Here is a 13751-nt window from a genome sequence, read left to right as displayed (position 1 = left end):
ATTTTACATATTTCCAAGAATTAAAGTAGTATTATAATAATAAAAAATATCATAAAAAAAGGATTATTGCCTTGTTAGAAATATTTGTTATAGCTTTTTGTTTATATTTTGTATTTAACACTTATACATCATTTATGCAAATTGGTTACATAAAAAACGCAAAAAATTTAAAGCCTATTATTTTAGATTCTTCTAAATATCTTGAAGCTGCAAATTACTCAATTGAAAAAGAAAAACTAGCTATTTGTTCATCATTTTATGATTTTATACTTTTTATTTTATGGATTGGCTTTGGTTTGTCATTTTTAGATTCATTGGTACAATTAGACTCTTTTTGGTTAAAAGCAGTTGTTTTTGTGGATTTGTTTATTATTATAAATTGGGTTTTGACTCTTCCTTTTGAACTTTATTCAACATTTAAATTAAATAAAAAATATGGTTTTTCAAATATGACACCAGCTTTGTTTATAAAAGATACTTTAAAAACTGGAGTTCTATTTTTAGTTTTTGGATCAATTGTAATTGCTGGAATTTCATTTATTATAAATAGTTTTTCAGCTTGGTGGATTTGGGGATTTATATTTATTTTTGCAGTTATTATTTTAATAAACATGCTTTATCCAGTAATTAGAGATAAAATGTTTGATAAATTTGAGAAATTAAAAGATAAAGAGTTAGAATCAAAAATTGAAAATCTTTTAGATGAAGTTGGCTTTAAAAGTAGTGGAGTTTTCAGCGTTGATGCTAGTAAAAGAGACAATAGATTAAATGCTTATTTTGGTGGACTTGGAGCTACAAAAAGAGTAGTTCTATTTGACACTTTAGTTGAAAAATTAACTCATAATGAACTTTTAGCCGTTTTAGGGCATGAATTAGGTCACTTTAAAAATGGAGATATTATAAAAAATATCGGAATTATGGGTGTTGTTATGTTTGTATTTTTTGCAATTTTTGGAAATTTACCAGATAAACTATTTTTAGGTTTATCATTAAACAATGAACCTTATGCGATTATTGCCGTGTTTATGATTTTTTCACCAATTTTATCATTTTTCTTAATGCCTTTGATTTCTATGATTTCAAGACATAATGAGTATGCTGCTGATGAATTTGGTTCAAATTTATCAACAAAAGAGGATTTGGTAAGTGCCTTGTTAAAATTAGCAAATGAAAATAAATCATTTCCACTTTCACATCCTATGTATATTTTCTTTTATTATTCTCATCCACCATTGATTGAGAGATTTAAAGAGTTAGGTTATGATGTTCATGCTATGGATTTAGAAAGTGCTTTAAAAGGGGAATTTAATGTTGAATAGTGGAATTATTGAAGTTAATTATTTAACAATAATTATTGCATCAATTGCAATTTTATCGGGTTTATTGATTATATTACAATTTTCAAGACAAAAATATGAAAATCAATTGAAAAATTTACAAGATGAAGCTTTGCTAAAACTAAAAGCATTAAATGAAAAAATAGAGTTAAATCATAGCTCTTATGAAGGTCAAATCAATACTCTTAATACTTCAAATAGAAAATTAGAAGAAGAAAAAAAGCTAATAAAAGAGAGTTTAGAAGATAAATTAAAAGTTATTGAAAAACACTCTCATCAAATAATAGATAATGTAACAGCAACTTATGAATTAAAATTATCAAATCTATCAAAACTCTCTGAAAATAAAGAGAAACAATTAGTACGAGAGTTTGAAATTAGAGAGTCAAATTTTAATGAAAAAATCACTCTTTTAGAAGAATCAAAACAACAAATGAAAATAGAGTTTGAAAATCTTGCAAATAAACTTTTTGATGAAAATCAAAAAAAATCAAATGTAAATTTGACACAAGTTTTAACTTCATTTAAAGATCAACTTGATTTATTTGGAAAACGAGTTAATGAAATTTACAATGAAGAGACAATTCAAAGAACAACATTATTAACAGAGATTAAAAATTTAAAAGATTTAAATAACCAAATATCAACTGATGCTGTAAATTTAACAAAAGCACTTAAAGGTCAAAATAAAACTCAAGGTGATTGGGGAGAAATGATTTTATCTTCTATCTTAGAGCAAACAGGTTTGAGAGAAGGCAAAGAGTATACAGTTCAAGGTTCATTTAATGATGAAGATGGAAGACGACTTAAACCTGATGTGATTGTGCATTTGCCATCTAAAAAAGATATTATTATTGATTCAAAAGTGTCTTTAAATGCTTATTTAGCTTATTGTAAAACAGAAGATAAAACACATAAAGAAAATGCTTGTAAAGATTTGATTAAATCTATTAATGGACATATAAAAGGATTAAGTTCTAAAAAATATGAAGCTTTAGAAGGTGTTAGTACTTTAGATTTTGTTTTATTATTTATTCCAATTGAGGGAGCTTTTATCCTAGCTACTTCAAATGATGATAGTTTATTCAAAATGGCTTTTGAACACAATATCATGTTAGTTTCTCCATCAACTTTATACGTAACTTTACGAACAATTGAAAATATTTGGAGAAATGAACACCAAAATGAAAATGCTCAATTAATTTCTAAAAAAGCAGCTGATTTATATGATAAATTTGCAGGTTTTGTGGCAGATATTGAAGATATTGGTTTAAATCTAAATAGAACTCAAAAATCTTATGATAGTGCTATGAATAAATTAAGTACTGGAAATGCAAATTTAATAAAAAGAGCTGAAGAGTTTATAGATCTTGGTGTTAAGCCAAAAAAATCAATTACAACAAAAACTTTGATTGAAGAATAAATGGAAAAATTTGAACTCTTAGCAAATAATTTTTTATTACTTTTAGATGCAATGTCAATTTATTTATTAGTTGGATTGTTGTTAGCTGGTATTTTAAAACAATTAGTTCCTGATGATTTTATCTCAAAACATTTAGGAAAAAGCTCTATAGGTTCAGTTATTAAAGCTACACTTTTTGGAATACCACTTCCTGTTTGTTCATGTTCCGTTATTCCTCTAGCTCAAAGTTTGAGAAAAGAGGGTGCAAGTAAAGGTGCCGTTCAGAGTTTTTTAATCTCTACTCCAATTACTGGTGTAGATTCTATTTTAGCAACATTCTCATTTTTTGGATTAATTTTTACTATTTTTAGAGTTGTTTCTTCTATTATAATTGCAATTATGGTGGGGTTAATTCAGAACTTTGTAGAAAAAGATAGTAAAAAAACAGATGAAATTAAAGAAGAATCATCTTGTTCTTGTCATTGTTCTTGCAGTTCTTCAAAAGAAGAAAAAAAATTTTTTTCAATAAAAGAAGTTTTTGAATATGCTTATATAACTTTAGCAAAAGATATGGTAAAACCTTTATTTATTGGACTTATTTTAGGTTCTATTTTTACTACTTTTGTTCCAAAAGAGTATAGTTCTCTACTATTTGAAAATCAATTTTTAACATATATTGTAATTATTTTATTTTCTATGCCTTTATATGTTTGTGCGACAGCTTCTTTGCCACTTGCTGCTGCTTTAATGTTAAGTGGGATGAGTGGTGGAGCAGCATTTATTTTTTTAACAGCAGGACCTGCAACAAGTGCTGTTACTATGAGTGTTGTATATAAACTTCTTGGAAAAACTTCTTTAATAATATATATTGCAACTATTGCAATATTGTCATTATTATTTGGTTTTTTATTTGATATGTATTTTTCAGATTTAAATATTTTGAATTTTAATACAATTAGTGAAGAGAGTTCAGTTTTAACTCAAATTGCAACTTTGATTTTACTTCTTTTAACTACTTATCATTTAATTAAATCAAAACAAACAGTAAATATAAAATAAAAGAGAATTCTTTTTATTTTATATTATTTAAAAGTAAAATATCTACTAAATCTCCAGCTTTTATATTTTGACTATCATCTTTTTGTATTAAAAGAGCAGGGCTTTCTAACATATTTGTTAAAATTGCACTTGTACCTTCTTTTTTACCATCAAAATTTATATGATATTGACCCTCTTTATATTCCACATTACAAGCTGTAAAAATTGTTTTATCCATTTTCTTTGGAAAGTCTTGATTTATAACTGCTTTTACAATTGGAAGAGACTCATTTGAATTTCTAAATTTAAAAATTAATGGTAACACATATAAAATTGCACATACTGTTGAAGAGTAAGCAAATCCTGGAAGTGCAATAATAATTTTCCCATCTTTAATTGCTGCTAATAAGTGCATTCCTGGTTTTATATTAACCCCATGAAATAAAACTTCAGCTTTTAGTTTATCTTTTATAACATCTTGAACAAAATCATAATCACCAACAGAAACACCACCAGTTGTGATAATAATATCAGCTTTTAACAAAGCTGTTTCAAGTAAGTTTGTAATAGAATTTATATCATCTTTAACTATTCCCATTTGAATAATATTTGCACCATTACTTTTAAACAAAGCTTCTAATGTTAGATGATTTGAACTTCTAATTTGTGAATCATTTGTTTGCACTTCACCTAAATCTAAAATTTCACTTCCAGTACTTGCAATTGCAATTGTAGGATTGCAAACTACTTCAATTTGAGAGATATTTAATGATGCTAAAACTCCTATTTCAGCAAAACCAATAACAGTTCCTTTTTTTATTAGAATTTCATTTTTTTTATAATTTTCACCAATATTTCTAACTGCAAATCCAAAAGGAACAGCTTTGATAATTTTTATTTTATCATTAACAATCTCAACATTTTCAATAGGAATTAAAGTATCACTTCCTTTTGGCATTAAAGAACCAGTAAAGGTTTTGATACAAGTGTTAGTTATAACTTCGGATTCTACAATACTTCCCGCAGGATTTTTTGCTATTAATTTAATATCTTCATTTTTAATATCTTCAAATTTTATTGCATAACCATCCATTGCAGATGTTGGAAATTCTGGACTATTGTGATTTGCTATTATATCTTTTGCAATAACTTTACCAATAGCATTTGTTATAAAAAGTTTTTCAGTTGTTATTTTTGAAATATTTATATTATTTAATATATTAATAGATTCATCATAACTTATAAAATTTCGCATAAGTATCCTTTGTATATTTATTGTTGAGTCTTTTGGTATTTTTGATAGGATAGTTTAAAAGAAATTTCTTCTTATTCTATTATTTTTCTGAACCATAATTTGTTCAAAAAGCATTGCTCCAAAACCTTTTTGAATATTATCATTATCTTTTTCAACTGACATAATAATATTTCTAATTTGATCTTCAGTCATATTCATAGCTAAGGGCAAAATTATGTCAGTGATTTTTTGTCTAAGTTCTTTCTCTTCTTCTATAGTCATTTCGAATCTTTATGTAGTATTTATGAAATTATATAGTATTTATCTAAAAATAGAGTAAAAACAACATTATATACAATTGTTAATCCATTTATTAAAAAAGCTTAGATATTATTGTAAAATAATTTTAAGGATTTTTATGGAAATAAAAATTGCTTCAGAAGAAGAAATAAAATATTGTTATACATTAATGCATCAAATAAGGGAAGACTTATCTGAAAATGATTTTTTTTCAATGATTGCAGAACAGATAAAAAATGGTTATCAAGTTATTTATGTTACAGAAAATAACCAAATAATTTGTGTTGTAGGTTTTAATATTTTACAAAAATTATCTTGGGGAAAATATCTTTATATTGAAGATTTTGTAACAGAGAAAAGTGCTCAATATTCTAGTGCAGCAAAAGTACTTTTTGATTTTATAAAAATATATGCAAAACAGCAAAATTGTAAATCTATACATCTTGACTCTTCTGTTATAAGAAAAGAGGCTCATAAATTTTATTTGAGTCAAAATATGCAAATTGATTCTCATCATTTTAGTATAAAAATATAAATACAGAAAATATCAAAAAGCTTTTGAGAACTTTTTTGATATAATCACAAAAAAATTATAGGAATAATATATTGGTTGAATTAAGTAAAAAAATTTCTACAATAGTTGGAAAAACTAATGCAGAATATGGATTAATAAAAGAAGGTGATAGAATTTTAGTGGGTTTTTCAGGTGGAAAAGATTCATTAACATTAATTCACGCCTTAAATAGAATAAAAAAAGTTGCCCCATATAATTTTGAATTTAAAGCAGTTACAGTAACTTATGGAATGGGTGAGCAAGTTGAATTTTTAAGTAATCACTGCAAAGAGCATGGAATTGACCATGAAATTATAGATACACAAATTTTTGAACTAGCAGGTGAAAAAATTAGAAAAAATTCATCTTTTTGTTCATTTTTTTCAAGAATGAGAAGAGGGTATTTATACTCAACAGCACAAGAACAAGGTTTTAATAAAGTAGCTTTGGGGCATCATTTAGATGATGCAATGGAATCATTTTTTATGAACTTCTTTTACAATGGAACTATGCGTTCTATGCCTCCAAAATACAAAGCAGAAAATGGTTTAGAAGTTATAAGACCATTGATTTTTTGTAGAGAGAGACAATTACGAGCATTTGCAGATACAAATGAAATAAATGTAATTGGAGATGAAGCTTGTCCTGGTTTGAGATTTGATGTAAAAATGCCACATGCAAGGGCAACTACAAAAGAGTTACTTGCAAAATTAGAAGCAGAAAATCCTCAAATATTTGTATCTATGAAAGCAGCTTTTAGCAATATCCAATTATCAACTTTTTTTTATAATAATGATGTAGAACATTTAGAAAGTTCTGAAGAAGAAAATATTATATGAAAATATTAATATCTTCTTGTTTATTGGGAGAAGATGTTAGATATGATGGAGCTAATTCATCAATAGCATTTAATCCGAAATTTCCATTTTCTTCGAAAGAATTATTTATGGATATTCTTTGCGAAAATGAAATTTATTCTTTTTGTCCAGAAGTTGCAGGTGGGTTAGGGATTCCTAGAAATCCAGCTGAAATTGTTAATAATAATAAACCTTTTATTGTAAAAGATGAAAATGGAACAGATGTAACAATCAACTTTTTATTAGGTGCAAAAAAAGCTCTTGATATTTGCAAAGAAGAAAATATAAAAGTAGCTCTATTAAAAGCAAATTCTCCCTCTTGTGGAAATATAAAAATTTATGATGGGACTTTTTCACATAATTTAGTAGATGGTCAAGGTTTAACAGCAAGACTTTTAAAAGATAATGAAATTGAAGTTTTTAATGAAGAGCAATTAAGAGAGTTGTCTAAATTTATAAAAACTAATAAATAGTTTTTATAAATTACTTAAGCTTTTATATTTAAAAGCATATCTGATACAGCATTTTGTGTTTGTATACTTTGAGCATTTGCTTGATATGATATAACTTCTGGAATCTGGCCTACAATAGAATCTATTAAATCAGCACTTACTTCTTGAAACTCTGGATCTCCAATTGTATCTGCAACTTGTGCAATATTTGATACCATTTGATTTAATTGAAGTTCAGATGAATTCATTGAATTTAAATTATTACTAATTGTCATAATTAACTCCTTAGATTAAATTTTGTAAGAAAAGCTTATTTAAGTTCCCATTTTTTGATAATTCTTCTTTTGCATTGTCTAAATTTGGATTTGAAGAAGTCATATTTTCTATTTTTTTCGATTCTTCATCTCTTTGTGTATTTTTACTATTTGAACTTTCAACCATATCATTTTTTTCAAATGTAGATTTATTATTTTTATCAATAGAAGTTTGTTGAGACTTCTCATTTGATAATTGTTGATAAATTGTACTTGAACTTTGGTTGCTAGTATTTAATTGCATGTTTTTCCTAATATTTATATGTTAAAATTGTAACAAAAAACAGTAGAAAAGTAAATTAACTATTTTACTTGATTTAAATATATTTTTAGATAGCATAATAATATGATAAGTAATTTTTTAAAATCAACTACAGTTAGATTAATAATTTTAGTGTGTACTGTTTTATCAACACTAATTTTCTCTTCAATTTTATTTAACACTCAAATAGATAACCTAAAAAAACAGGTTGATAACATATATTTTGGAAATTTAATACCTATTGTTAAACTTCAAATCATCTCAGATAATTATAAAGAAATCATCTCTTGTAGAACATTGAAGTATGTATGTGATATAAAAAAAGAACAACTAATAATTGAAGAAGAGTGGAAGTACTACTATGATGCTTATAAAAATAGTGATGAGAAAATTGTAACAGATACAATTAACACTGAAGTATTAAATGCTTTTAAAGAAAATAAACTTCATTTTTTCAAAGAGGTATTAAATAAAATTAATTTTTTAATACAGTATGAAACTCAAGTAGCTTTTAAAGAGAGAAAAAAGTTCGTAGAAGATTACGATAATATGAAAAAATATTTATTTTATAGCATTGTGATAATTCTTTTTATATCATTTATTGTTATAGTATATATTATATATCAAGTAATAAAAAAAGATAAACAACTAACCGTCTTAAATAAAAAATATAAAATCGATTCCATAACTGATTCAATGACAAAACTATATAATAGAAAATATTTTGATACTATTTTTGATAATATGCCATTCATTGCCAATGCAAATAATTGGAAATGTGCATTTATTATGTTTGATATTGATTATTTCAAGCAATACAATGATACATATGGGCATGATATGGGTGATGTTACATTAAAAAAAGTTGCTTTTACACTAAAAGAATATTTCAATAAAAAATATGAATTTGTTTTTAGGTTAGGTGGTGAAGAGTTTGGTGTGGTTTTATTTGATATTGATGAAAATAGCTTGGAAAATTGCTTAAAAGATATAAATTACAAGATTTTAGAACTAGAAATTGAGCATAAAAATAGTAAAATACTCAACATCGTTTCAATTTCAATGGGTGCTATTGTATATGAGCCACATACTTATATATCGGCTAACAAACTTTATAAACAAGCTGATGAGAGTTTATATAAAGCAAAAGAAAATGGACGAAATCAATATCATATATACAAAGGGAAAGAATGACTTTTTTGTTTAATAAAAACAATCATTTTAATTTAGCTAATATCGTAACTTTTTTTAATATTGCATCTGGAATTTTTGCAATTTATTTTTTAACTCACCATGATTTTTTTGCAGCTGCACTTTTTGCTTGGCTTGCAGGTGGTTTTGATATAGTGGATGGTAAAATTGCTAGAAAATATAATTTATCTACACAATTTGGAATTCAACTTGATTCTTTTGCAGATTTTTTATCATTCGTAATAGTTCCAACAATGTTTATCTTTTTTGCAGTTATTGATACAAAAGAGGCGTTTATGAATATGCCTTTAGTTATATTTGCTTTTGTTTATTATGTAATTTCAGGACTTAGAAGATTAATTCAATTTAATATAAATGCAGATGAAGGAAAAGTAGAAAATTTTTTTACAGGTATTCCAACTCCTTTAGGTGCAATTTTATTATGGCTTGTGTATTTGATTTTTTTAACAGGTTTTATTTCAGAAACTTTTGTCTTATTTATGATGATAATTATTGGATATTTATTAAATTCAAAAATCAAAATTCCTCATTTATAAGTATTTTAATGAATCAAGAAATAGTAACTATTGATTTAGGTTCAAACTCTTTTCGTGTTTTGAAATATGATTGTACAGATCATAAAATTATTTCAGAATATAATGAAGTAGTAGGAATGGCTGATGGTTTAATTGATACAGGATTGATTTCATCAGAAGCTCTTCAAAGAGTGATAGAGGCAATTTCACACTCTATCCAAGTTATAAATTATAATCCAGAAGATGCAATTTGTGTCACAACGGCTGCTATGAGAAAAGCTTTAAATAACAAAGATGTTTTGGAATATTTTAAACAAAAAGTTGGAACTACTTTTACTATAATAGATGGAAAAGAAGAAGCTAGATTAACTTTATTAGCTGTTAAATATGCTTTAAAAAGAGAAAAAATTTATTCTGAAAAATTTATTTTATTAGACATTGGTGGTGGTTCTACTGAAATAATTATAAATACAAATGATACTTATGAATCTCATAGTTTTGATTTTGGAATAGTTACAATGACTCAAAAATCTTTAAATTATGATGATTTACATAATGATTTAGAATTTAGAAAAAAAGAGATAAAAATCTTTTTGGATAATTTAGATATTGATTTAAAAGATTATAGTTTTGTGGCAACTGCTGGAACACCAACAACAATTGCTGCTATAAAATTAGGTCAAGATTTTTTTTCATATGATAGAAATATCGTAAATGGAACAATAGTAAATCTTGAAGATATTTCTAATAGTTTAGATATTTTTAAAAATTCATCAAAAGAAGATATTACAAAATTAGTAGGCCGTGGACGAGTCGAATTTATTGAAGTTGGGATTTTTATTTATAAAATGATTTTCGAAGTTTTAAATAAAAAAGAGTCGATAGTTCTAGATGATGGCTTAAGAGAAGGTGTTGCTATAAACTATTGTCAAACAAAGTTTAAGAATTAAGATAAAAGTCTTACACTTTGTTCTTGAACGATATTAGCTTGAGAAGCTGCTAGATAACCCATATTTGAACTAACATTTGTTTTTGTAAAATCACTTGAGTCTTGCCCGAAATTTCTATCTTTATTCATTTTATTTTCGTTATATAAATTTACTTGTTCTTCTATAGTATCTTTTGCACTATTTTTAAGATTGTTTCCAAATTCACTAAAATCATTATATGAATTTTGTAATTGATCTGATGAGTTTTGAACTTTTGATGAAAGACCTTGTAAAGCTTCTTGATTATTTAAATCACTATTATTTGAAAGTTCAAAAATATCATTAGCATAACTTGGAGTATTTGGTTTTTCAATTGAAAAGTTTGAATTTTTAGTATTTATATCAATTGTTGTTTTTTCATCATAATAATCAGTTGCCAAAAGATTTTCTGATTTGAATTTTGTACTATAAGCTATTTGATTAAAACTTTTTAAATCTTCATTTATACTTTGTTTTAAATCATTTTTATTTTCATATGAATCATTATTTTCAAGTTTTGTTTGAATATTTGTAAGATATGTTTGTTGTTTAGAAATAGAGTCTTGAGCAATTTTACTAATTGCAATTCCCTCATTTAAAGATTGAACATTTAAAGATAGTTCATCTCTTTTTTTATTATAATCACTTATATAAAGATTTGTACCATCTTTGTCTATTTTATTTACTGATTTACTTGAACTAATTCTTTCAAGACCTAAAGAAGACGAGGAATTAAGAGTAGATATATTACTATTTATACTATTAACATCCATATTTTGCTCCTTTTTTTTATTGTGTTTATTATACTTAAATTTTTATTAAATTTACTCTTAAATAAAGTTATTTTTTTAAATCATTTTATTCATTTCATCTTCGGTTAGTACTTGAACATTTAATTCAATTGCTTTATCATATTTACTTCCTGCATCTTCTCCATAAATGACAAAATCAGTCTTTTTAGATACTGATGAGCTGATTTTAGCTCCAAGAAGTTCTAGTTTCTTTTTTATATCTCCACGACTTACACTCATTGTTCCTGTTAGAACTATTGTTTTGCCTTTAAAGTTATTTTCTTCAACTTCAACTTTTTCTTCAACTGTTGGATTGATAATTTCAAAAAGTTTTAAAACTAACTCTTTATTTACTCTCATAAATTCACAAAATGAGTTTGCCATTTGTTCACCAATTCCATCTAAAGCAATTAGACTATCATAATCAATATCTACAACTTTTAATCCAAACTCTAAACAAATCTGTTTTGAAGCAACTTCTCCAATATGTTCAATTCCTAAAGCATTTATAATTCTGTGAAGAGCCGTTGCTTTTGTATTATTAAGTGCATTTAAAAGATTATTAATCTTTTTCTCTTTGAATCCCTCAAGATTTTCTAAATCTTCATATTTTAAAGAGTATAAATCTAAAATATCAAAAATCTTTTTTTCATTTACTAAAGTTTCAACAATTTTATTTCCCAATCCATCAATATTCATACAGTTTTTACTTGCAAAATATATTATTGAATTAACCACACGACTTGGACAATCAAGGTTCTGACATTTAATTAAAGCTCCTTCATCAAGTAGTTCACTAGCACAATCTGGGCATGAAGTAGGGCGAAGAATATTAAGTTGTGTTCCATCTCTTCTGTCTGTAAAAACCTTTGTGATTTTTGGAATTACATCACCACTTCTTATGATAATTACTTCATCATTGATTCTTATATCTTTTCTTGCTATTTCATCAAAATTGTGTAAACTTGCACGTTCAACGATAACTCCCTCTATATCAGTTGGTTCTACAATTGCAACTGGCGTTATAACTCCTGTTCTTCCAACTTGTAAAATAATATCTTTGATTTTAGTCGTTTTTTCTAAAGCAGGAAATTTATAAGCACAAGACCATCTAGGAAATTTTACTGTGTAACCTAATTCATCTTGTGTTTCAATATCATCAATTTTTACAACCATTCCATCAAGCATCATTTCTATATCATCTCGAACTTTTATTATTTCATGATATAGATTTTCTATTCCCTCAACACTTGAAGTTATTGTTTGCATTGGAGGTTTTACAAAACCTAAAGAGTAGATATAATCCATCATTTGTGAGTATTTTGTAAATCTTAATGAGTTAAGTCCAACTCCCCAAACATTAAAAAATAGTTTTCTTTTTGCTGTGATTGTTGGGTCTAATTGTCTTAAACTTCCTGCTGCTGCATTTCTTGGATTTGCAAAAACTTGGTCATTGCTTTTAACTCTTTCTATATTTATCTTTTCAAAATCAGCTTTTTTAATAACAATCTCACCTCTAATTTCAACTAAAGATTTTTCAGCTATTTGAAGAGGAATAGAGTGGATAGTTTTAACATTATTTGTAACATCTTCTCCAATACTTCCATCACCTCTTGTGATAGCTTGTCTTAATAAACCATTTTCATAAATAAGATTTAAAGATGCTCCATCAAATTTTGGTTGGCAAAAAAACTCTAAATTTGTATTAACTTTGTGAGCTCTTTTAATCCAATCTTCCAACTCTTGAGTATTAAATACATCTTCTTGTGACCACATACGGCTTAGGTGTGAAGCTTTTTCAAAACCTTCAAGAATAAAACCTCCAACCCTTTTATTTGGCGAATTTGGATGGCTTAAAGTTGGGTTTTCGCTTTCATAAGCTAAACAACTTCTCGCTAATTTATCATACTCTTCATCAGTTGCTAGTGGATTATCATTTACATAATATTCATGTGCCCAAGAGATTAATTTTTTAATATTTAATTCGTATTCAATTTTTGTCATTTTTTCTCATTAGTAAAATTTTTAATTACAATTATACTTAATAGATTTAGTATAAAAGATAAATAGGTTATAATCCAAACTTTAATATTAAAATAAAGAGAATAGATGAGTTATTTAGATATTTGTATTATTGGTTGGAATTTAAATTCTTTTATGTTTGTTGTAAATTTTTTTATCGCAATTAGAACAATTTCGGCACAAGATAGGATGACACTGCAAGAAGAGAGTGTAGTTTTAAAAGAGTTAAAAGATGAGTTAGAAAAGTATTATCCCTATAGAACTTATTCGACTTTATTTAGTTATTTAGTTCCTTTTACTGCATTTTTCAGAATGGGTTATAGGCTTATAGAAATGTTTTTTTTCTTTCAAAAAAACCAAGAAGCTAAGATGTTTGATTATATGGTATATAAATATAATAATGATATTCAAAGAGCTATAAATAATCAAAAATAAGAAAATATCATTTGTATAAATATATATAAACTCCTAAAATAAAGCGTTTGTTTAAAAAA

At 25.7% G+C, this 13751-nt stretch carries 16 protein-coding genes; 10 read left to right on the top strand and 6 right to left on the bottom strand.

Annotated elements, in window-relative coordinates; translation table 11 throughout:
* Positions 1-71 precede the first annotated feature (71 nt).
* The 3 genes from AVENP_RS08710 to AVENP_RS08700 are packed head-to-tail and all read left to right on the top strand — an operon-like array spanning position 72 to position 3798.
* Positions 72-1319, top strand: coding sequence for a M48 family metallopeptidase (locus tag AVENP_RS08710; protein ID WP_128358149.1), 1248 nt, complete (start codon positions 72-74; stop codon positions 1317-1319).
* On the top strand, positions 1309-2760 hold the full coding sequence (locus AVENP_RS08705; RefSeq protein ID WP_228201846.1) for a DNA recombination protein RmuC: 1452 nt from the start codon (positions 1309-1311) through the stop codon (positions 2758-2760). The genes AVENP_RS08710 and AVENP_RS08705 overlap by 11 nt, the downstream gene beginning before the upstream one ends.
* Complete coding sequence (locus AVENP_RS08700) at positions 2761-3798, top strand: SO_0444 family Cu/Zn efflux transporter (RefSeq protein WP_128358150.1); 1038 nt, start codon at positions 2761-2763, stop codon at positions 3796-3798.
* Positions 3799-3811: 13 nt separating this feature from the next.
* Here the strand turns inward: AVENP_RS08700 and AVENP_RS08695 are convergent, their stop codons facing one another.
* Together AVENP_RS08695 and AVENP_RS08690 are read right to left on the bottom strand one after the other, a co-directional pair.
* On the bottom strand, positions 3812-5032 hold the full coding sequence (locus tag AVENP_RS08695; RefSeq protein ID WP_128358151.1) for a molybdopterin molybdotransferase MoeA: 1221 nt from the start codon (positions 5030-5032) through the stop codon (positions 3812-3814).
* 54 nt (positions 5033-5086) lie between these two features.
* A complete protein-coding gene (locus AVENP_RS08690) occupies positions 5087-5293 on the bottom strand; it encodes a hypothetical protein (protein WP_128358152.1) in 207 nt (68 codons plus the stop codon).
* 136 nt (positions 5294-5429) lie between these two features.
* Here AVENP_RS08690 and AVENP_RS08685 point away from each other — a divergent pair, with 136 nt between their 5' ends.
* The 3 genes from AVENP_RS08685 to AVENP_RS08675 all read left to right on the top strand — a co-directional run bounded on the left by AVENP_RS08685 (position 5430) and on the right by AVENP_RS08675 (position 7194).
* Positions 5430-5846: a GNAT family N-acetyltransferase gene (locus AVENP_RS08685; RefSeq protein WP_128358153.1), complete on the top strand. Its 417-nt coding sequence runs from the start codon at positions 5430-5432 to the stop codon at positions 5844-5846.
* 71 nt (positions 5847-5917) lie between these two features.
* Positions 5918-6703, top strand: a complete 786-nt coding sequence (locus AVENP_RS08680; protein ID WP_128358154.1) for a PP-loop family protein — start codon at positions 5918-5920, stop codon at positions 6701-6703.
* The gene (locus AVENP_RS08675; protein WP_128358155.1) at positions 6700-7194 is read left to right on the top strand and encodes a 2-thiouracil desulfurase family protein; all 495 of its coding nucleotides are present in this window, start codon (positions 6700-6702) and stop codon (positions 7192-7194) included. Before AVENP_RS08680 ends, AVENP_RS08675 begins: the two co-directional genes overlap by 4 nt.
* Before the next feature lie 14 nt (positions 7195-7208).
* Here the strand turns inward: AVENP_RS08675 and AVENP_RS08670 are convergent, their stop codons facing one another.
* Both AVENP_RS08670 and AVENP_RS08665 read right to left on the bottom strand, forming a co-directional pair.
* Positions 7209-7448 carry a hypothetical protein gene (locus AVENP_RS08670; RefSeq protein WP_128358156.1) on the bottom strand — a complete coding sequence of 80 codons (240 nt, stop codon included), beginning with the start codon at positions 7446-7448 and terminating at the stop codon, positions 7209-7211.
* Between the two features lie 10 nt (positions 7449-7458).
* On the bottom strand, positions 7459-7731 hold the full coding sequence (locus AVENP_RS08665; RefSeq protein WP_128358157.1) for a hypothetical protein: 273 nt from the start codon (positions 7729-7731) through the stop codon (positions 7459-7461).
* Positions 7732-7833: 102 nt separating this feature from the next.
* On the opposite strand from AVENP_RS08665, the gene AVENP_RS08660 reads away from it, so the two are divergent.
* From AVENP_RS08660 to AVENP_RS08650, 3 genes are read left to right on the top strand one after another with little or no spacing between them, the layout of a single operon-like run.
* On the top strand, positions 7834-8943 hold the full coding sequence (locus AVENP_RS08660) for a GGDEF domain-containing protein (RefSeq protein WP_172664266.1): 1110 nt from the start codon (positions 7834-7836) through the stop codon (positions 8941-8943).
* On the top strand, positions 8940-9497 hold the full coding sequence (locus tag AVENP_RS08655; RefSeq protein ID WP_128358158.1) for a CDP-alcohol phosphatidyltransferase family protein: 558 nt from the start codon (positions 8940-8942) through the stop codon (positions 9495-9497). Before AVENP_RS08660 ends, AVENP_RS08655 begins: the two co-directional genes overlap by 4 nt.
* Positions 9498-9505: 8 nt before the next feature.
* The gene (locus AVENP_RS08650; protein WP_128358159.1) at positions 9506-10426 is read left to right on the top strand and encodes a Ppx/GppA phosphatase family protein; all 921 of its coding nucleotides are present in this window, start codon (positions 9506-9508) and stop codon (positions 10424-10426) included.
* Here AVENP_RS08650 and AVENP_RS08645 read toward each other — a convergent pair.
* Both AVENP_RS08645 and ligA read right to left on the bottom strand, forming a co-directional pair.
* On the bottom strand, positions 10423-11217 hold the full coding sequence (locus AVENP_RS08645) for a flagellin N-terminal helical domain-containing protein (RefSeq protein WP_128358160.1): 795 nt from the start codon (positions 11215-11217) through the stop codon (positions 10423-10425). The genes AVENP_RS08650 and AVENP_RS08645 overlap by 4 nt on opposite strands.
* A gap of 75 nt (positions 11218-11292) precedes the next feature.
* Complete coding sequence (ligA, locus tag AVENP_RS08640; RefSeq protein WP_128358161.1) at positions 11293-13239, bottom strand: NAD-dependent DNA ligase LigA; 1947 nt, start codon at positions 13237-13239, stop codon at positions 11293-11295.
* 105 nt (positions 13240-13344) lie between these two features.
* On the opposite strand from ligA, the gene AVENP_RS08635 reads away from it, so the two are divergent.
* Positions 13345-13692 (top strand): hypothetical protein, encoded by a 348-nt coding sequence (locus AVENP_RS08635; RefSeq protein ID WP_128358162.1) that lies wholly within the window; start codon positions 13345-13347, stop codon positions 13690-13692.
* Positions 13693-13751 lie beyond the last annotated feature (59 nt).

It is taken from the genome of Arcobacter venerupis (genome assembly GCF_013201665.1).
GTDB lineage: Bacteria > Campylobacterota > Campylobacteria > Campylobacterales > Arcobacteraceae > Aliarcobacter > Aliarcobacter venerupis.
This window is presented reverse-complemented; position numbering and strand designations above follow the sequence as displayed.